The following is a 19,484-nucleotide window of genomic DNA, read 5'->3' as shown; positions in this document are numbered from 1 at the left end:
GTTTTTTCCTGTTTGAAGTGGGTGATTTGTGAAAAAAATACTGCACGTGGCCGAGACGATCAAAGGTGGCGTAGCGACCGTTATTCGCACGATTTCGGCGTCCCCCGAGGGCGACGCGGCGAACTACGAGCTGGTGTATCTGGTCCCGCAGGATCAGGAAAAAGAGCTGCACGGCATCGAAGCGCAGCAGATCCGCACCTTCGCCCGCACCGGGCGCAATGTGCCGTCGCTGCTGCGCTTCGCCTGGCGTCTGACCCAGGTGATGCTCAAGGAAAAACCCGATGTGGTGCATCTGCACAGCACCTTTTCCGGGGTGATCGGGCGTTGCGTGTGCGTGCTGTTGCGCCCGTGGCGCAAGCCGAAAATCGTCTACTGCCCGCATGCATTTTCATTCCTGATGGAAAGCTCGCCGATCAAGCAGAAAGTCTATGCGTGGATCGAGCGAGTGCTGCAGAAAGTCACCGACGTGATCATTTGCGTCAGCCAGTACGAGCTCGATAAAGCCGCGCGTTTCGGCATCGAGCGCAAGCGCATGAAGCTGATTTACAACGGCATCCATCGCAAGGATGACGCGCCGAAAGCCAGCAGCCCCGAGCCGATTCATCTGCTGTTCGTCGGCCGTCTCGATTATCAGAAAGGCTTCGACGTGTTGCTCAAGGCTTTCGCCAAGGTGCAGCGCAACGACCTGAAACTGACGGTGGTGGGCAGCGCGGTCAATGAAGATTCGGTCGAGTGTCCACCGATGGCCGCGGTTGAATATTTGCCGTGGGTCACGCCGAGCGAAGTGCAGGCGCTGTACCAAAAAGCCGATGCGTTGATCGTGCCGAGTCGCTGGGAAGGGTTTGCCATGGTGCCGCTGGAAGGCATGGCCATGGGCTTGCCGGTGATCGCGAGCAATTGCACGTCGCTGCCCGAGTTGGTCACCAACGAAGTGTCCGGCTATGTCTTTCCCTCCGGCGATCACCAGGCGCTGGCCGATGTGCTGGCGAAAATCCAGAAGCCGCGCTTGCTCGACCTCGGCAACGAGGGTCGCAGCATCGTCCGCGAACGTTTCAGTGCCGCGTTGATGATTCGCCAGACCTACGACCTGTATTGCGCCCCCACTTATTAAGTAGAACTCAAGCTTATGAACGTAACGATTTTGCATGGCTACAGTGCGTCCAACTCCGGTGACGGCCTGCTCGTCGATCTGGCGATTGCCTTGGTGCAGCGCAATTTTGGTGAGGACACCGCGATCAGTGTTGTGGCCTCCGATCCAGATTCTTTCAGTTACTTGCCGCATCCACGTTTTGACGCGCCAGTGATGGCGGCCAAGGGTTTGGGCCGGGTCAAGCAGGCGGTGTTTCTCAACCAGTCCTACGCTGGCCTTGCCGATCTGTTGAAGAAAACCGATTTGATCGTCGGCGTCGGCGGCGGCTACATGCGCTCGAAAAGCGCCTTCGAGCACATCAAATTGAAACTCGGCCACGCCAAGCAATTGGAAACCGCGATCCTCAGCAAAGTGCCGTCGGTGTATCTGCCGCAAAGCATCGGCCCGTTCCATGGCGAGAGCAGCAAGATCGTCGAGCACTACGCCAACGCTGATGCGGTGTTCGTGCGCGACAATCGCTCCTCGGCGATCTTCGACGCCTGTGAAAACGTCTACCGCGCGCCGGATCTGGCGGTGCAGTCGCTGGCGAGCAAAATTCTTCAGCAACCCAAGTTCACCCGCTGCGCCTCGTCACCAGCAACGGTGTGCGTGGTGCTGCGCAAGCCGCCGGAGTGGAGCAAGGAAAAGAAGCTCGCCTACGTCGCCAACCTGAAGGTGCTGCTGCAGCGCCTGAAGGACAAAAGCAAAGTGGTCTGCGCCGTACAAAGCGCGGTGCGCGGCAACGATGACGGCGCGTTCTATCGCGAGCTGGGCATTACTGAAGATTTGCTGTCGTTGAAGGCGACGATTGCCAAATATCAGCCCGACCTGGTGATCTCCGTGCGGCTGCACGGCGCTATCGAATCGCTGCTGTCGGGCGTGCCGGCGTACCACATCAGCTATGAGCGCAAAGGCTTCGGCGCCTATCAGGACATGGGCGTAGAAGACTGGGTGATCAACGGCGGAGACATTAATGTCGACACCATCATCAACACGGTTTACGCGCCGAATGCGCTGTCGAATTTCGGCCAGCGCCTGACCGATACCTGCCGTGAGATCGAAGCGAAAACCGTGGCCATGGACGACATCATCAAAGGTGTCGTTCGATGATATTTCGGCTGTTGCTTCGCGGCGGTGCCTTGGGCGCGAAGTTTTTGCTGGTGTTGGCGATCACTCATTACCTCGGTTATGAGGCCTTGGGCTTTTATGGCGTAGTGGTCGCGGCTTCGCTGATCGCCTCGAAGTTCTACAGCGTCGGCTTCAGTTCCGAGATCAATCGTTTGATCAGCGTGGGCGGCAGTTCGCGCCGGGTCGTCGACAAAGTCCTGCTGCTGTACCTGGCCGTGGGGCTGGTGCTGTCGGTGGTGACGGTGCTGATTTATTCGCTGTTCCAGACAGTTGAAGCGACCGCTGCATTGATCCTCTGTGTAACGCTGGTGCTGCTCACCGAACACCTGTCGTTCGAGATCAACTCGTTCGTATTTTCCGCGCAGAAAGCCACGGCCGGTGCGTTGCTGTTTTTCATCAAGACCGGCCTGTGGGCGGTGTTGGCGGTGGGCGGGATGATGCTCGGCTGGGTGTCGGGTATCGCCAGTGTCTTGTGGTTGTGGGTCGCCGCGAACGTGATGGTGATCATCGCCGGTTATTTGATCGTGGTGAATGTGCACAAGGGGCGCGTCGCCGGCACCTTGGCCACGGCCACCGTGTGGAAGGCCGGGTTGCCGTTCTATCTCGGTACCGGGCTGATTGCGCTGAGTCAGTACGCCGAGCGTTTCCTGATCATCGACCTGGAACCCTACGCCAGCCTCGGTAAATACGTGTATGCGTGGTCGGCGGCCAACACCTTGCAAGCTTTGTCGTATGCGGTGGTGGCGGTGGTGGGCATTCCGGTACTGGCCAAGCGTTTTCAGGCCGATCAACAAGCGTTCACGGTCAAGCAACTGTTCATCAACAAGTGGGTGATGCGCTCGCTGGTGGTGTCGGCTGCGGTGGCAGTGGCGATTTATCTGTTCTTCAACGTGGTGCTCGATTACGTCGCCACCAGCGTTCCGCGCCCGGACAACGCGATCCTTGGCGTACTGATTTTCTCCTTTGCCTTGCGCGCGATTGGCGACATCGTCTGGGGTGGTTTGATTGCCTCGAAAAACAGTCGTGTATCGCTGGCCAGTGCGGCGATTTGCTTGCTGGTCTCGGTGCCCGTCAGCTATGTGTTGATCAAGCACTATTCGATCTATGGCGCCGCGTGGGGCAACGTCTTTGCGATCATCGTGCAGCTCGGCGTGATTGCCGTGTTGACCCGTGTAACCACTGCGAAAAAGGCCGCTCTGTCATGGGCCTGAAGCTGCCGTGCATCGAGTTTCGCGGCAAGAAACTCGACTCGTCAATTTCGTTCCTGATCCTCTTCACCGGGCTGTTTCTGTCGGTGGCCATGCCGCTGCTGATCCCCCGTGATCCGGGGCCGGATGCGATGACCTTGTGGTCGTCCTACGCGCGTGCCGACAACTGCAACTTCTGGAACCCGTTCTCGCCGGATCGCTCCTCCTACGAGTGTTCGGCGTTCCTGCTGCGGCCCACCGGGATCAACCTGACCAATGCCTGGGCCTACGGCATGTTCTGCAATTTTTTCCTCACGGCGATTCCGGTGGTGGTGTTTCGGCGCATGCCGTTGGCGATCTTCGGCACCTTGTGTCTGTGGGGCATCGTTCGCTCGTTCTTCCTGGAAAACCTGACCAAGGAAATCATTGTGTCGGTCGCGGTGTTGAGCATTTTGCTCAGCTCGTTGACGCGCAAATATCGCGGCGGATTTTTCTTTTCGGCGGTGATCTACGGCGTATTGATCAGGCCCTACTGGATTCTGTTCTCACTGTCGTGGGTCGGCGTCTGCGTGATGAAGAAGTACGTATCACGCACGACCTTCTTCCTGATGCTGTTCCTGTTCTACCTGGCCGTGGCGATGTCGATCCAGATCGCGCTGGGCTTTCCGGTGTCGTCGATTCGCGCCAGCAACAACGAGCTGCGCACGGCGGGTGAAGAGGGCTCGAAATCGTTGATTGTCTCGTGGCTCAGCGGCAGCGACTTCGTTTCGCAGGCGCTGGACTCGATGATCATCTTCTTCCGCCTGTCGTTTCCGGTGGAGCTGATTCTGTTGTCCGGGCCGGGCCAGGTGATCTTCGTTGCGTTGATGATCATGACCGCGCTGCTGCTGTTCAAAGTCATCACCTCGACCGATTACAAGGGCGCGCCGATCCAGACCAAACCCAAGGAATTGATCGCGATTCCGCTGGCGTTTCTGCTGGTGCAAGGCTTGTTCGAGCCGGATTTCGGCTCGTTCGCCCGACACTTCTCGATGGTGGTGCCGGTGCTGTTCGTCGGTTTGGGATTGATGCTGCGGGCGAACAAACCGGTGCAGGTTGAATCAAGAATTCTGAATTGAGGCAGGTGCTTTATGTCGAGCAAGAAAAAGTCCCTGGAGATTGAAACCCTGCGCGGCCTGGCGTGCCTGCTGCTGGTGCTCTATCACGTCATCGGGCCGTTGGGCGGTGGTTTGAAGATCGATATCGGCTCGCCGTTCCGGGTGATCGCCGATTCGATGGTGTACGTGCGCATGCCGCTGTTCACCTTTATTTCCGGGTACATCTATTCCATCTACAAAATTCGCGGCAATGACTTTTCCGCGTTTTTCAGCGGCAAGGTGCGGCGTTTGATTGTGCCGTTGTTTTGCGTCGGTGTGCCGTTCTCGGTGTTGCAGGCGGTGGGGCCCGGGGTGAACAAGGATGTCGGCGTGATCGACGCATTGTTGTCGTTTTGGGTGCCGATCAACCACTTCTGGTTCTTGCAGGCGGTGTTCATCATTTTCATGTTCGTCGGGCTGCTGGAATGGCGCGGGATGCTGCGTTCGGCAACACGCTTGTATGGGCTGTTCGTTTTTTCAGCGGTACTGTTTCTGCTGCCGCCCTTCAAGTTCGACGCGTTCGGGATTAATGGCGCCGTCTATCTGCTGCCATTTTTTGTCGCGGGGATGATTGGGCAGGAGAACGTCGACGTTTTGAAACAGCGGTTCAAAGTGATCGGGCCGCTGGTGTTTGTGTTGATTTCACTGACGCTGTTGTATGTGGCGGCGATTGATCGTGAATTGATTGTTGATCGTCGCAGCCTGATCGGCCTGACCGTGGGGTGCGTGTCGTGCATCGCTTTGCTGTCGAGTGATATGCGCTCGAAGGCGCTGACCTGGCTCGGTGGGTATTCCTATGCGATTTTCCTGTTCCACGTGCTGTTCGCCGCGACTTCGCGGTTTGTGCTGGGGCGTTTAGGCATAAAGGATGAAAGCCTGCTGGTGTTGGGCGGCTTGACCTTCGGCCTGCTGGGGCCGGTGGTGCTGTCGATGATCTTCAGTCGCTTCAACTTCACCTCGGTGCTGTTCCTCGGCGAGCGCGCGGCAAGCAGAAAACCGGCGACGCCTATCGTTCCGGTGGTGCAGACGCAAAACAGCTAAAAGCTTCGAGAGCAGTGGATCTGTGTTGAACACTATCCCTTGTAGGAGTGAGCCTGCTCGCGATTGCGGTCTGTCAGTCAGCATTTCATTACCTGACCCACCGCAATCGCGAGCAGGCTCACTCCTACAATTGATCTGTGTACACCCCTGCATTCGGTGGGCCATTTCAGATTTAAGGAATTTTGCATGTTGGCAGTAGATGACGCGCAACCCGTTGCTGCGTCGGTGGTTCAGGTGGGCGACGCCCGTGAGCGTTTTGCGCAGTGGCGTGAAGGCAAGGCCGGTAAGGTTTTGTCCGTCTCGGTGATCGGCGACAGCTACAGCGCCGGACAGGATTTCTATCTGAACAAACTGGTGCAACGCGTGGCCGGGGAGGTCGGTTTTGCCGGGCCGGGTTACGTCGGTTTCAACCATGGCGCGGCACTGGGCGGTACCCACTTCAAATACACCCGCAGCAGTGAAAAGTATTTTGGCGGCGGCTGGAAGGTTTCAGGCCTGGGGCAGGCGAGCCCGGACAGCCGCACCGTGACGGGCAAGTCGGGCGCATGGTTGCAGGTCGATGCCAGTCCTACGCCCGCGATCGACACGACGGTCAGCCAGGCAAAACTGCTTTACCTGGGTAACGGCGAATCCAGCGAGATCCGCTATCGCTGGTCAACCTCGCAAGACTGGCAACCCTTGAAGCTTGACGGTTCGGGCGTTCAGGAAGTGCCGCTGGCCGGACTGTCATCGGCGCAGGACTGGTCCTTCAGACTGGAAGTGGTCAAGGGCGCACCGACGTTGTTCGGCCTGTGGATGAGCAATGATCAGAAGGGCGTGCGCGTTTCGAAACTGGCGGCATCCGGTGCCGCCTCCGCAGACTTTTATCACAAGGATCCGCAGTGGCAGATTCAGTGGAAAGCCGCTGTATCGAAGATCCCTGCGGACGTTTACCTGATCATGCTCGGTGGCAATGACCAAGGCTTCGGCGTCAAGCCAGCGCAGTATCTACAGAACGTTCAGGGGCTGGTGGGCATGCTGCGCGAGATTCAACCGCAGGCGAGCATCAACCTGATCATGCGCCAGGACACCACGCGCTCCAGCGCTTATCCGATGTCGGCGTATGCGCAGGTGCTTGAGCCGTGGGCGCGTGAGCAGCGTCTGGGGTACGCGAACCTGCAATGCGCGTTTGGCCCCAACGTCAAACGTTACGCGGCGGCAATGATCGGCCCGGACAAGATTCATCCCGTGCCGGCCACGGGCGGCAAGGTGATTGCCGATTACTTCTACGCCTGGATCACTGGCGCCAACGTGCGCTGCAATAATTAGCCACTGCAGGAGCTGCCGAAGGCTGCGATCTTTTGATCTTGTCTTGTCAAAACAAGATCAAAAGATCGCAGCCTTCGGCAGCTCCTACAGGGGACAGTTCAGGCGTCGGTGAACGTGTCGATCTGATCGAGCAGTTCCTTGAGCTTCTGTGGCATCAAGCGTGTATCGCAACGGGTTTCCACGTTGATGATCACCGCCGGGTCGCTGCAGCAGATGCGCACGCGAAAGCGCCAGTCGCTGAAGATCACTTTCAGACCATCACAGTCGTCCATTTCCAGTGCCTGCTCGGCGTACAGACTTTTCAAATGAGCGAGCAGGGGATAGGGGTTGCGCAGCGTGCGGCGAATATCGCCGGACGCGGGAAACACGCCGATGCGCTCCACCAGCAGAATCGTGCCCAGCCAGGATTCGTTGGCGCTGGGCAACGGTTGATGGCGTGACAGCCAACTCATCACCCCAAGGTTACCCACCTCGCGTTCAATCTCTACGGAATGTTGTGCAATGTTCATGGTTGCCTGCCTGAAGTGAAAAGTGGGCGTCGGGTTCTGGAGCCGTTTCAGCGGCCCTTGAGGTAGACGTTTTCGTAGCAGAAGTTGGTCGCCTGCAAGTAACCCTCGGCGTCGCCGCAATCGAAGCGCATGCCTTTGAATTTGTAGGCCAGCACGCAACCGTTCTGCGCCTGTTTCATCAGCGCATCGGTGATCTGGATTTCGCCGCCCTTGCCCGGTTGGGTGTCGGCGATCAGGTCGAAAATATCCGGCGTGAGGATGTAGCGACCGATGATCGCCAGGTTCGATGGCGCGTCCTGCGGCGCCGGTTTTTCCACCATGTTGTTAACCCGGTAGATGCCGTCGGAGATCAGCTCGCCGGCGATTACGCCGTACTTGTGAGTCTGATCGGCCGGGACTTCCTGAATGGCGACGATCGAGCAGCGGAATTTCTTGTACAGCTGGATCATCTGCGTCAGGACGCCGTCACCTTCCAGGTTCAGGCACAGGTCATCGGCCAGTACCACGGCGAACGGCTCGTCGCCGATCAACGGGCGGCCGCTGAGAATCGCGTGGCCCAGGCCCTTCATTTCCACTTGGCGTGTATAGGAGAAAGTGCAGGTGTCGATCAGTTCGCGGGTGCCGGCGAGGAATTTTTCCTTTTCGGTGCCGCGGATCTGGTGTTCGAGTTCGTAGCTGATGTCGAAATGGTCTTCCAGCGCACGCTTGCCTCGGCCGGTGACGATGGCCATGTGTTGCAGGCCGGCGTCCCGCGCTTCCTCAACGGCGTACTCGATCAACGGCTTGTTGACGATTGGCAGCATCTCTTTAGGCATGGCTTTGGTGGCCGGCAAGAAACGCGTGCCATAGCCGGCAGCGGGGAACAAACATTTACGAATCATAAAAGTATCCTGGACAGTCATGGAACACAGGCAACGATTGCGTGCACTAATTAAGTGCGTGCAAGTTTCAATGCATATTGAACGATTGCTTTAATACCTGAGTCAGGTTGTTAATGGCAATCAACCATCGCGGTTTAACCCGACAATGTTATGAGATGTCGGTCAGTGCGTTATTAGTTATTTTTAGTCGGTATCTGTTGATAGTGATGAGTGCACAGGGAGTGCTAATAAGTAGCGGGCAATACAGTGTGACCTGCAAAAATATTTATTGCCAGTCATTGAACTAGTTTTGTTTTCGATTGTTGTCGCCTTATTTGTGTGGAGTGCAACACATCTTCAGCAAGTCAGGCTTGACACGCTACTTGTCACTCATCCAAAGACGGACCTCGCTATGAAGATTCTGGTTACGGGTGGCGCCGGTTATATCGGCTCGCACACCACACTCGCGCTGCTGCAAGCAGGTTATGAAGTTGTCGTGCTGGATAATCTTTGCAACAGCAGCGAAGCCGCATTGCACGCCGTTGAAACAATCTGCGGCAAGAGTGCCTGGATGATCCGTGGCGATGTCTGCGACCGGGCACTGCTTGACCGGATTTTCCGTGAGCACAGCATTGAAGCAGTGCTGCATTTTGCCGGTCTGAAGGCGGTCGGCGAGAGCGTGCGCAAGCCGCTTGAGTACTACGAGACCAACGTCAGCGGCAGCATCACGCTGTGTCAGGCAATGGCGGCAGCGGGGGTGTTTCGCCTGGTGTTCAGTTCCTCGGCGACCGTGTATGGCGAGCCTGAGCAGATGCCGATTCGCGAGGATTTCCCCACGGGTATCCCGACCAATCCTTACGGTCAGTCGAAACTGATCGTCGAGAACGTGTTGCGTGACTTGAGCCAGGCTGAGCCGCGCTGGAGCATCGCTTTGCTGCGCTACTTCAACCCGATCGGTGCTCACGACAGCGGTCACATGGGCGAAGACCCCAACGGCATTCCCAACAATCTGGTGCCTTATATCAGCCAGGTAGCGGTCGGCAGCCTGCAAGAGCTGTCGATCTTCGGCAACGATTACCCCACAGTCGACGGCACGGGTGTGCGCGATTACATCCACGTCGTCGATCTCGCCGACGGGCATTTGAAGGCCTTGCAGTCGATCGCCGGACGCACCGGCATTCACACCTGGAACCTTGGCACCGGCGATGGCTACAGCGTGTTGCAAGTGCTGCACGCGTTCGAGCAGGCGTGTGGGCAACCGGTGCCGTATCGGATGATGCCGCGCCGCTCCGGTGATATCGCCGAGAGCTGGGCCGATGCCTCCAAGGCTGCCAAAGAGCTCGGCTGGAAAGCCACGCGCAGTTTGCAGGACATGGTCACCGACACGTGGCGCTGGCAATCAAATCATCCCAATGGTTACTTGCGATGATGGCCATTTAGTCCAATGTTATTTTCAGTCAGGTTGTTAGATAACGTCGGGAAATTACACTGGCAATGCCTTTTGCAAGTCCGTAGATATAAACCTGCCGTTCGACTTTTATCAGTTGCGTAAGACTGTGAAAGAACAACGGATCTTGTTCGCGCTTTTTGCGGACTTGAACGCTACCACCTCTAGCACAGATCAGTTTTTAACAGATCGAATGTTAGAAAGGAGTTGATATGAAAAAAGTGATGGCAATTGCCCTGTTGTCGATGTTGAGCAACTGGGCTGCCGCTGCTGAAGCACCGCTGACAGCGGTAACCAATGTAGGTGGCAATGTAGCGGCTTCTCAAGCGCCTGCAGCCAGTACTGCAATGGTTGCCAGTGCTGTAGCGGCGTCTAACAGTGGTGGCAGTGCCAACGGCGGTACCACCGGTACGACGGGTACCACCGGCACCACCGGCACGCACAACTAACAGGAACATTTGTTAGTGCAGTACAAGGTCGCCCGACGCAAGTCGGGTGACTTTGTTTTTGGATTCGCCCTTGAATAGCGTAGTGCCATTATGACTCGTAGTGTTTATCTTTTAATGTTGGCAAGTCTCGCTTTGCAAGGTTGCATGTTTTCCCCCGGTCAATACCTCAGCACCGGCAGCATCACCCGCCAGGGCGCCAGTGAGAGCAGCCGGGTCGAGCTGATCCCGATTACGCCCAAGCTGATCGCCATGAACCGCGCCACGCAAAAGCGTGAGTCGTTGCCGGCGGAGCTGTTGGTGACACCTGCCGAATACCGTATTGGCAACAATGATGTCCTGTACATCACGGTGTGGGATCACCCTGAGCTGACCGCACCCTCGGGCGCGCAACAACAGATCGATGCCAACGGCCGTCTGGTGCGTTCCGACGGCACGCTGTACTACCCGTTCATCAAGGAAGTCCAGGCCGCCGGCCGGACGATCCAGCAACTGCGTTCGGACATCGAGCAGCGACTGTCGGCGTTCATCGCCGAGCCACAAGTGGATGTCGCTGTGCTGCGTTTCGCCAGCCAGAAGGTGGTGGTCACCGGCGCCGTGGCCAAGGCCGGCCCGCAAGCAATTTCCACCAACCCGCTGAGTGTGGTCGAGGCGCTCGGTTCGGCCGGTATCGATACCAACAACGCCGATTTGTCCGGGCTGTTGCTGACGCGTAGCGGACGCACCTATCCGTTGAATCTCGATTCGCTCAATCAGCAGGATTCCGAGTTGCAAAACGTCTACCTCAAGGGGGGCGACCAGCTCTATCTGCCGTACAACGACAACAAGCGCATCTACGTGATGGGCGAGGTCAACCAACCGCGCGCGCTGAGTTTCAAGACAGCGACCATGAACCTCACCGATGTCCTCGGTTCGGTCGGAGGCTTGAGCCAGACCACCTCCAACGGCAACGCGGTGTACGTCATTCGTGGCGTGGAAAACCTCGATGTCGAACCGGCCAAGATCTATCAGCTGGAAGCCGAATCGCCGACCGCCATGGCGCTGGCCTCGCACTTCGAAGTCCGCCCGCAGGACGTGGTGTATGTCGGGCCTGCCAACGTGACTCGCTGGAACCGTCTGATCAGTCAATTGGTGCCTTCGGCATCGATTGTCGGCACGGGCGCTTCCGCTGCGAAGAACTGGAGCGAATACAGTAACAACAGCAAATAAGGTCGCCGACTGTGAACACGTTGAAAGTTGGCGTCTGCCTGATGGCGGCCCTGATGTTGAGTGGCTGTAACCCGCTGATGAGTGCTTCGTTGAACAACCTCAAGGCAGCGGTCGTTGGCCCGGATGAAGTGGAGGTAACGCCGGCCGAAGTCGCCGGGGTCAACTATCCGCAACTCAAATTGACCACACCGTCCGGCTCCGGGGTACTGGCGCTGGTGCGTGAGCGTGAAGACCTGCAGTTCTGGGTCGCCTCCGGCAAACAAGTCCTGCTGCTGCGTAATGGCCTCGCCGTGCGCAGCATCGGCCTGGGCCTGGAAGGCGATCTCGATGGTACGCGGCTGTCCGATGACTCGCCGTTCAAACAAGGTCTGCAGCACGTCGTGGACGGTTTCACCACGCGGCGCTGGATTGATCTCTACAAGGGTCAGGAAGTCGGGGTGATCGTTAACAGCCGCTTTTCCCGCCGTTCGGAACAGACCCTGCAGATTCTCGACAAGGAGTACACGGTGCTGCGTGTCGATGAGCAGATTGATGCCCCGGCCATTGGCCTGAGCGCGACCAATCGTTACTGGGTCGACCCGCGTGACGGTTTCATTTTGCAGAGCGAGCAGCAACTGACGTCGCAGTTGCGCGTCAAGGTCGTGCAACTGACCCCTGATCGCAGGCACTTGCCGTGATGCGCCTGAGCATATTGGCGGCGGGCCTGATGCTGGTCGCGAGTGTCAGCCAGGCGGCCGTCATCGTGTCGGGCGATGTTGCTAATCCCGGGCCGGTCGAGTTGCCGGTGGGTGGGCGCTTGCTCGATGTGATCAACGAGGCCGTACCGAACGCCGAAGGCTACTGGCTGGCGGGCGCCTTGTTGCGTCAGTCGCTGGTGGAGCAGCAGACGCGGCTCAAGGTCGGCGTGCTGTTTGATCTCGACGTGTTGCAGCGCATGGCAATGTTGTTCGACAGACCGAGTCGTGCAGCGTTGGCGCAGCGGATCGCCGAAGAAGTCCGGCAGATGCCGGTCACCGGGCGCCAGGTCGCGGATCTCGATCCGGTGGCGCTGGAGGTGGGTTTCGCGCGCAACATCCGCCTCGACGATGGCGATCGACTGATCTACCCAGCGCGGGTGGATGAAGTGCAGGTTCTTGGCGCGGTCGCCGAGCCATGCCACTTGCCGTATCAACCGCTGCAAGAGGCCCGTGAGTATCTGCAAGGCTGTTCGATTCTGGCCGATGCCGAAGCCGATTACCTGTGGCTGATCCAGCCCAACGGTGCTGCGCAGCGCGTCGGCATTGCCCACTGGAATCGCGAGAGCGGGCACTTTGCCGTGGCCGGCAGCAAGATTCTGGTGCCGGTAAAAAATGATGATCTTGATCCGCCTATCCCTGAGCTGAATCAGCAGTTGGCCGAATTTATTGCCACGCAGCTGGCCGAGGTGGTTCGTTGAAGTTACGTTTTGCAGCTGTGTTGTTATTGCCGTGTGGTTTGGCTCATGCAGAGCCACGTATTACTCAGAGTGACTTTGGTGGCACCGGTCTGTTGCAGACGCCGACGGCGCGCATGGCCCCGGCGGGCGAGTTGAGCGTCAACGCCAACCGCACCGAGCCGTACAGTCGCTATAGCGTTTCGTTGCAGCCTTTGGACTGGCTCGAAGGCTCGTTTCGCTACACCGCGATCACCAACCGGCCTTACGGCTCGGAGGCCCTGAGCGGCAGCCAAAGCTATAAGGATAAGGCGGTCGACGTCAAAGTCCGGCTGTGGGAGGAAAGCCACTGGTTGCCCGACTTCGCCCTGGGCATGCGAGACGTCGGCGGTACGGGTTTGTTCTCCAGCGAATTTTTCGTCGCCAACAAGCGCTTCGACAACTTCGATTTCAGTGCCGGGATTGCCTGGGGTTACCTCGGTAATCGCGGCGACATCGACAACCCGCTGGGCTACGTCAGTGATCGCTTCGATACCCGGCCAGCCCTTGAAGGCACCGGTGACGTCAACTCGGGTTCGTACTTTCGCGGCAAGCCATCATTCTTCGGCGGCGTGAGTTACCAGACGCCCTGGGATCGCCTCAGCCTGAAACTCGAATACGAAGGCAACGACTACAAGCACGAGCCCAAAGACAACATCATCAATCAGGACTCGCCGATCAACTTCGGTGCGATGTTCAAGGTGACTGATTCGATCGACCTCAGTGCGGCGTGGGAGCGGGGCAACACGGCGATGTTCGGCGTGACGTTCCACACCAATTTCGTCAGCCGCAAGGCGCCGGCCAAGACCTACGATCCGACACCCGAGCCGCTGCCGGCAAAGATGCCGACCACCTCGATGGAGCAGGTCGATTGGGCCAACGTATCGCAGCGCTTGCAGCAGAATGCCGGCTACAAAGTCGAGCGCATTGCTCAGCGTGATTCCGAGCTGATCGTCTATGGCGAGCAGCAGCGTTACTTCCACGCGCCGAAGGCTGTTGGCCGGGCGAGCCGGATCCTCGACAACAGCGTCAACGACGATATCGACTGGTTCACCGTGGTCAACAAGCGCTACGACCTGCCGCTGGAAGAGACCAGCGTGCCGCGCCAGACCTTCCGCGAAGTGATCAACAACGAGGAACCGCTGGAGTCGCTGCACCGCACCACCGAGATCAACCCGGCGATGCCGCACAACGAGAAAACCCTCTACACCGAAGCGCCGCAACACTTCAGTTATGGCGTGGGGCTGGGTTTCAAGCAGAACGTCGGTGGCCCGGATGGTTTGCTCTATCAATTCACTGCTGACGCGGACGCCGAGTACCGCTTCAATCGCAACACCTGGTGGAACGGGTTGCTCAGTGCCAACCTGGTCAACAACTTCGACAAATTCACCTACGACGCGCCGAGCGGTTTGCCGCGTGTGCGCACGGATTTGCGTCAGTACCTGACCACGTCCAATACGACCATGCCGCTGTTCCAGGTCAGCCACGCCGAGCAGTTGGATAAAGACCTGTATGGCATGGTGTATGGCGGTTATCTGGAGTCGATGTTTGCCGGTGTGGGCGGCGAGGTGTTGTTCCGGCCGACCGGTGAACGCTGGTCGGTGGGCGCGGATATCAACTGGGTGCGCCAGCGTGATTTTGATCAAGGGTTTGCGCTGCGCGATTACTCGGTGGTGACCGGGCATATCACCGGGTATACGGATTTGCCGTTCGATACGTTGGCGGCCGTCAGCGTGGGACGTTATCTGGCCGGGGATTGGGGCGGGACGGTCGACATTTCGCGCGAGTTTTTCAATGGCGTGCGCTTTGGCGCCTGGGCGACGATCACCACCGCAGGCAGTGCCGAGTATGGCGAGGGTAGTTTCGACAAGGGCCTGTATCTGTCGATTCCGTTCGACGAAATGATGAGCATGTCGACCATGCGCCGCGCCAACCTGGTGTGGGCACCGCTGACCCGTGACGGTGGCGCACGCCTCAACCGCAGCTTCCAGCTGCACTCCATGACCGATAGCCGGGATGACGACATGTTCTATCGCAACTTCGAGAAAATCACCGAGTAATCCAAAATCCCGCCCACCCCAATCGTTGTAGGAGTGAGCCTGCTCGCGAAAGCGCCCAACCAGTCGCCATCTGCATGCCTGACACACCGCCATCGCGAGCAGGCTCACTCCTACAAGGGATATGTGTCGAACCGCCCAAATCCCTGTGGTAGCTGGCTTGCCAGCGATGACGGCGGCACATTCGGCATAGATACTGTCTGGCTTGACGCCATCGCGGGCAAGCCACGCTCCCACAGTAGTGTTGTGTCGAATCCAAAATCCTGGTCAACACACGATCCCCTGTAGGAGTGAGCCTGCTCGCGAAAGCGCCCAACCAGTCGCCATCTGCATGCCTGACACACCGCCATCGCGAGCAGGCTCACTCCTACAAGGGATATGTGTCGAACCGCCCAAATCCCTGTGGGAGCTGACTTGCCAGCGATGACGGCGGCAAATTCGGCATAGATACTGTCTGGCTTGACGCCATCGCGGGCAAGCCACGCTCCCACAGTAGTGTTGTGTCGAATCCAAAATCCTGGTCAACACACGATCCCCTGTAGGAGTGAGCCTGCTCGCGAAAGCGCCCAACCAGTCGCCATCTGCATGCCTGACACACCGCCATCGCGAGCAGGCTCACTCCTACAAGGGATATGTGTCGAACCGCCCAAATCCCTGTGGGAGCTGGCTTGCCAGCGATGAGGCCGGCACATTCAACATTGATGTCGCCTGACCCACCGCCATCGCTGGCAAGCCAGCTCCCACATTGGTTATTTGTCACGCCACAAATCCCGAACCAACCCCAAATCCCCTGTAGGAGTGAGCCTGCTCGCGAAGGCGTCCGAGCAGTCGACATCCCTGGTGCCTGACCCACCGCCATCGCGAGCAGGCTCACCCCTACATGGCGTACCGCGAACCCCAAATCCCAGGCACAAAAAAGGGGACTTTCGTCCCCCTGCGCAGTGCAACTTCGATCTCAGTAAATATCCTTCGACAACAACGTAAACGGCGTCTTGACCAGGATCTTCAGATCCAGCCATAACGACCAGCTGTTGATGTACTGCAGGTCAATCTCCACACGCTTCTGCATCTTGTCGAGGGTATCCGTCTCACCCCGGCAACCGCTGATCTGCGCCAGCCCGGTGATCCCCGGTTTAATCCGGTGACGGGCCATGTAGGCAAGGATTTTCCCCGAGTAGAAATGGTTGTGCGCGACAGCGTGCGGACGCGGGCCAACAAGTGCCATATGCCCTTGCAGCACGTTGAACAGTTGTGGCAATTCATCCAGCGAAGTGCGACGGATAAAGCGACCGACAGCCGTGATACGCGAGTCATTGCGGCTGGCCTGTTTCACATCGCGGTCATCGTGCACGCTCATCGAGCGAAATTTCCAGACCTTGATCACCTTGCCATTCCAGCCGTGGCGATCCTGTTTGAAGAGCACCGGGCCAGGCGAGGTGAGCTTCACCGCCAGCGCAATGATCGCCAGCACCGGACTCAACGCAATGATCGCCAGCAGGGCCACGGTTTTTTCCACCAGACTTTTGCTCAGCGCAGCCGTCGGGCGGCTGGTCAGTGGGCTTTCGTTCAAGTAGATCGCCGGCAGGCCATCCACGACTTTCACCGAGTGATTGAGCAGCGTCAGCGCGTTCAGATCCGGCACCCAGACCACGTCGACATTGGCGCCCAGCAGATCGATGTACATCGCTTCGATCTTCGCCGCTTCGCACAGCGGCAGGGTGATGTACAAGCGGCGGATGTCATGCGCCTCGATCAGCTCCAGCAACGCTTCCTGATCGCCAACAATGCGTGGTGCATCCGCGTTCAGCGAAGGCACATCGCCGTTACTGACCAACCCTACCAACGGCAGGTTTTCCAGTTGGCTGAGCTTCTTCGCCAAGCCCAGCGCCAGTTCGCCTGTCCCGACAATCAGGGTCTTGTGCTCGCTTTTACGCGAGCGCTGATAGAACTTCGAAAACGCATGCAGCGGCGCATACAACAGTGCCTGACCGAGGAAACCGTACACCGCCCAGCTCAGGATCACTTGCCGCGAAAACAACTCATCGGCCTTGCAGACAAAGGCAATGAACGCCAGTGCCGCCATGGTCATCGCCCAACCCATGAACAGGCGACCCAGGCCAGTCAGATAATTGTCACGTTTTCGATAAACACCGCTAAAGGTGTAAGCCGGCACCGAGGCCAGTACCGCCAGTGTTGCGCACATTCTGTAGTAGAACGCGACGGTTCCGGTGTGCTGTTCAGCGAGTATGAACAACAGAGTTACAACAAAGCCCTGTGCCAGCGCCCATTGGCCCCAAAAGGTCAGTCCCTTGAGGCCCGTGTTTCGATTGATACTAAGAGAAAGATCCATACGATATCCCCAAAAGACGTCCATTCAGGTTTCAACAGTTGAAAGCCGAGTTGTTAGGAAGACTTATTGTTTTTGTTGTAGAAAGTGTCCTGAGGTAACAGCGTCGATATGCCGAACTGTTGTCAGTCAATAGACTAAGTTATTGCCGGGAATGGTGTCTGACGAGTTCTAACAAGATGGCACATTGCCAACTTTTAATAATTAAATATGAGTCTGTTAGAAAAGGTCGCAGAGAGGGGGTGAATAAATGATGTTGTATTTGTTACTGTTGGAGGGGTCGAAGCAGGGAGTTGGAATCTTGATGAGGGAGGTGTAGCCAAACAGAGTGCTCTTGTTGTTTTTATAATCGCACTTTTTTCTGTTTGTTGTGTTCGCAGGTGTCGGGTGAGATTACGCGACGATTTCCTGGATCAAGCAGTAACCGCGATTTCTGACGGCGCGAAACAATCGCTCACCGTTACTCGCGCTTTTGAATTTGTCCTGCAGGCGACTCAGGCACATTTCCAGGCCACGGTATTGTTCCGGCTCTCGACCGATGCTCAGAATCAAATCGTCGCGGCTGACAACACGCTCTTCATGGTTGAGCATTTTTCTGACCAGCGCTGTTTCCAGGCCCGTAAGGCTGATCTCGACATCGTCTTTTACCAGTGCGCCCTGATCATCATCGAGATGCCAGGTTTCGCTGGCAGGCATATCAGCTTCGATGGCCACTGGTGTCTGGCTTTCGCCGGTTATGACCGGAATGCTCTGGAAAGGATTGGTCGATTGTGCGGCCAGCCATTCGGACTCAAGAGTGGCCAATATTCGCTGGGTATCATGTTCAATACTGCGGGCGACGTTCTTTCGACTGACGCTGGGATATGTGAACTCCATCACCATCGGAGTGGAGGAGGGCGAAGCAACACCTTCAACAAACATTTGCGCCTGAGACGTGCCAAATGAATTGAAGCGCTCGCTGGACAAGAGGTTCTCAAGTTCGCGCTGGGACGTTGTACTGTGAGTCACGACGACAAAATATTTTCTGGGGAGGGTTGTACTAGTTTCCATGTCTCTCTCCTTAACTGCGTACCAAAAATTGGCTAAAAGGTAAATCGGCAGGCGAGCAATTGCTTCCTTGGAAGTAATCGACAGGCAGGGTCTGGGCCCGAAATGGCCCTCGATAAGTTCCACTCGATCTGCTGCTATGTTGTTAAGTTTATTGTTATGGTGTCGCGCTCATTCAATTGCTTTTTTATAGGTAGGCTTGAAGTACAACTAGGGCTATATGGTTGCATCAGACGATCCTTCGTACGTATGCAAAAGGTGGCTGCCCTTGAGTCAGGCAGTCGATATCAGACCCCGCAGCAGGCGATAGCCATAACCGCGGATACTCTGAATCGCGTTTGTACCATACATGTCCTTGATTTTTCCACGCAAGCGACTGATCGATTTTTCCAGCGCTCGAGGGTCGTAGAAATTGGTATTGAGCCCCATGATGCCTGCGATTTCATCATGGCTGAGAATGTGATTACCGGTTTGCGCAAACGCTTCCAGGATCTTCATCTCGGCAAATGAGATGTCGAGTTTCCGGCTGGCATCCATCAAGCAGATGCGTGTCGGATCAAGCGTCAGGTTGATCTCGCGTTGCCATTCTTCACTGTTGAAGAACTCGCCCAGCAAGTCGGCGCCATCATCGGAAAGGGTATTGAGCTTGATACAGACATCCGCCCCGGCAAGATAGTATTTGATCTTGTTGAAGGCGCCTCGCCCGGTAATGACCGCGCAAATGATCGGTTTCAAGTTATCGCTGCGCAGGTTCTCCACCAGCGCGAGATTGTCTTCGAGGGCCTGTGGGCTGTCGATGACGAGGAAGATGGCGCGATACGAACCAGAGTGTTCATTGTGCTGATATGAACTAGCGTACGCATCGGCCTCAAGTGCCATATCAGTTCGCACGTGCTTGGCGACCAGCGCTCTAAAATGTTCAGCCACGCCACGGGTACGACCCAAAGTGAGAACACCGGGTTCGTCGTTTGTCGGGCGCGGGCTTCTAGTCGCTAAGTTCCCTGAGAGCATCATGCATTGACTCGAATTAGTGCTGACGTCGGGATGTTAAAGCACCGGTTCTCATCTGTGACTGACAATTGGTAACATTTACGCGGATTTTAGACGTGTCTCCCGAGTTTTCTAACAATAAATAAGCTTTTCAAGCTTTTAGTTGATTTTCTCGGGGTGGTGAACTAGTCAC

17 protein-coding genes are annotated in these 19,484 nt (G+C 57.1%); 12 read left to right on the top strand and 5 right to left on the bottom strand.

Annotated elements, in window-relative coordinates; all coding sequences use genetic code 11:
• Nucleotides 1-28: 28 nt before the first annotated feature.
• The 6 genes from JFT91_RS16930 (at nt 29) to JFT91_RS16905 (ending at nt 6,929) form a co-directional block, all read left to right on the top strand.
• The gene (locus JFT91_RS16930; RefSeq protein ID WP_201204925.1) at nt 29-1,111 is read left to right on the top strand and encodes a glycosyltransferase; all 1,083 of its coding nucleotides are present in this window, start codon (nt 29-31) and stop codon (nt 1,109-1,111) included.
• Nucleotides 1,112-1,126: 15 nt separating this feature from the next.
• Nucleotides 1,127-2,239, top strand: a complete 1,113-nt coding sequence (locus JFT91_RS16925; protein WP_201204923.1) for a polysaccharide pyruvyl transferase family protein — start codon at nt 1,127-1,129, stop codon at nt 2,237-2,239.
• Nucleotides 2,236-3,468 (top strand): MATE family efflux transporter, encoded by a 1,233-nt coding sequence (locus tag JFT91_RS16920; RefSeq protein WP_201204921.1) that lies wholly within the window; start codon nt 2,236-2,238, stop codon nt 3,466-3,468. The genes JFT91_RS16925 and JFT91_RS16920 overlap by 4 nt, the downstream gene beginning before the upstream one ends.
• Complete coding sequence (locus JFT91_RS16915; RefSeq protein ID WP_201204919.1) at nt 3,459-4,562, top strand: hypothetical protein; 1,104 nt, start codon at nt 3,459-3,461, stop codon at nt 4,560-4,562. Before JFT91_RS16920 ends, JFT91_RS16915 begins: the two co-directional genes overlap by 10 nt.
• Nucleotides 4,563-4,574: 12 nt before the next feature.
• On the top strand, nt 4,575-5,621 hold the full coding sequence (locus tag JFT91_RS16910) for an acyltransferase family protein (RefSeq protein WP_201204917.1): 1,047 nt from the start codon (nt 4,575-4,577) through the stop codon (nt 5,619-5,621).
• A gap of 186 nt (nt 5,622-5,807) precedes the next feature.
• A complete protein-coding gene (locus JFT91_RS16905) occupies nt 5,808-6,929 on the top strand; it encodes an SGNH/GDSL hydrolase family protein (RefSeq protein ID WP_201204915.1) in 1,122 nt (373 codons plus the stop codon).
• Between the two features lie 98 nt (nt 6,930-7,027).
• On the opposite strand, the gene JFT91_RS16900 is transcribed toward JFT91_RS16905, so the two are convergent.
• Nucleotides 7,028-7,438, bottom strand: a complete 411-nt coding sequence (locus JFT91_RS16900; protein ID WP_201204913.1) for a phosphohexomutase domain-containing protein — start codon at nt 7,436-7,438, stop codon at nt 7,028-7,030.
• Between the two features lie 47 nt (nt 7,439-7,485).
• Entirely contained in the window at nt 7,486-8,319 is an 834-nt protein-coding gene (gene galU / locus JFT91_RS16895; protein ID WP_008087693.1) for a UTP--glucose-1-phosphate uridylyltransferase GalU, read from the bottom strand.
• A 391-nt stretch (nt 8,320-8,710) separates the two neighbouring features.
• On the opposite strand from galU, the gene galE reads away from it, so the two are divergent.
• The 6 genes from galE (at nt 8,711) to JFT91_RS16865 (ending at nt 14,910) form a co-directional block, all read left to right on the top strand.
• Entirely contained in the window at nt 8,711-9,727 is a 1,017-nt protein-coding gene (gene galE, locus JFT91_RS16890) for a UDP-glucose 4-epimerase GalE (RefSeq protein WP_201204909.1), read from the top strand.
• Nucleotides 9,728-9,957: 230 nt separating this feature from the next.
• Nucleotides 9,958-10,194 carry a hypothetical protein gene (locus JFT91_RS16885; protein ID WP_201204907.1) on the top strand — a complete coding sequence of 79 codons (237 nt, stop codon included), beginning with the start codon at nt 9,958-9,960 and terminating at the stop codon, nt 10,192-10,194.
• A gap of 90 nt (nt 10,195-10,284) precedes the next feature.
• On the top strand, nt 10,285-11,400 hold the full coding sequence (locus JFT91_RS16880; protein WP_201233175.1) for a polysaccharide biosynthesis/export family protein: 1,116 nt from the start codon (nt 10,285-10,287) through the stop codon (nt 11,398-11,400).
• Nucleotides 11,401-11,411: 11 nt separating this feature from the next.
• Nucleotides 11,412-12,077: a YjbF family lipoprotein gene (locus JFT91_RS16875; protein WP_201204905.1), complete on the top strand. Its 666-nt coding sequence runs from the start codon at nt 11,412-11,414 to the stop codon at nt 12,075-12,077.
• Nucleotides 12,077-12,835 (top strand): capsule biosynthesis GfcC family protein, encoded by a 759-nt coding sequence (locus JFT91_RS16870; protein ID WP_201233174.1) that lies wholly within the window; start codon nt 12,077-12,079, stop codon nt 12,833-12,835. Before JFT91_RS16875 ends, JFT91_RS16870 begins: the two co-directional genes overlap by 1 nt.
• Nucleotides 12,832-14,910 (top strand): YjbH domain-containing protein, encoded by a 2,079-nt coding sequence (locus JFT91_RS16865; protein ID WP_201233165.1) that lies wholly within the window; start codon nt 12,832-12,834, stop codon nt 14,908-14,910. Before JFT91_RS16870 ends, JFT91_RS16865 begins: the two co-directional genes overlap by 4 nt.
• A gap of 952 nt (nt 14,911-15,862) precedes the next feature.
• Here JFT91_RS16865 and JFT91_RS16860 read toward each other — a convergent pair.
• The 3 genes from JFT91_RS16860 to JFT91_RS16850 all read right to left on the bottom strand — a co-directional run bounded on the left by JFT91_RS16860 (nt 15,863) and on the right by JFT91_RS16850 (nt 19,315).
• Nucleotides 15,863-17,257: an undecaprenyl-phosphate glucose phosphotransferase gene (locus JFT91_RS16860; RefSeq protein WP_201233164.1), complete on the bottom strand. Its 1,395-nt coding sequence runs from the start codon at nt 17,255-17,257 to the stop codon at nt 15,863-15,865.
• 390 nt (nt 17,258-17,647) lie between these two features.
• Nucleotides 17,648-18,304 carry a winged helix-turn-helix domain-containing protein gene (locus tag JFT91_RS16855; protein WP_201204897.1) on the bottom strand — a complete coding sequence of 219 codons (657 nt, stop codon included), beginning with the start codon at nt 18,302-18,304 and terminating at the stop codon, nt 17,648-17,650.
• A 270-nt stretch (nt 18,305-18,574) separates the two neighbouring features.
• A complete protein-coding gene (locus tag JFT91_RS16850) occupies nt 18,575-19,315 on the bottom strand; it encodes a winged helix-turn-helix domain-containing protein (RefSeq protein ID WP_201204895.1) in 741 nt (246 codons plus the stop codon).
• Between the last annotated feature and the right edge of the window lie 169 nt (nt 19,316-19,484).

The organism is Pseudomonas sp. TH08, from assembly GCF_016651275.1.
Lineage (GTDB): Bacteria > Pseudomonadota > Gammaproteobacteria > Pseudomonadales > Pseudomonadaceae > Aquipseudomonas.
This window is presented reverse-complemented; position numbering and strand designations above follow the sequence as displayed.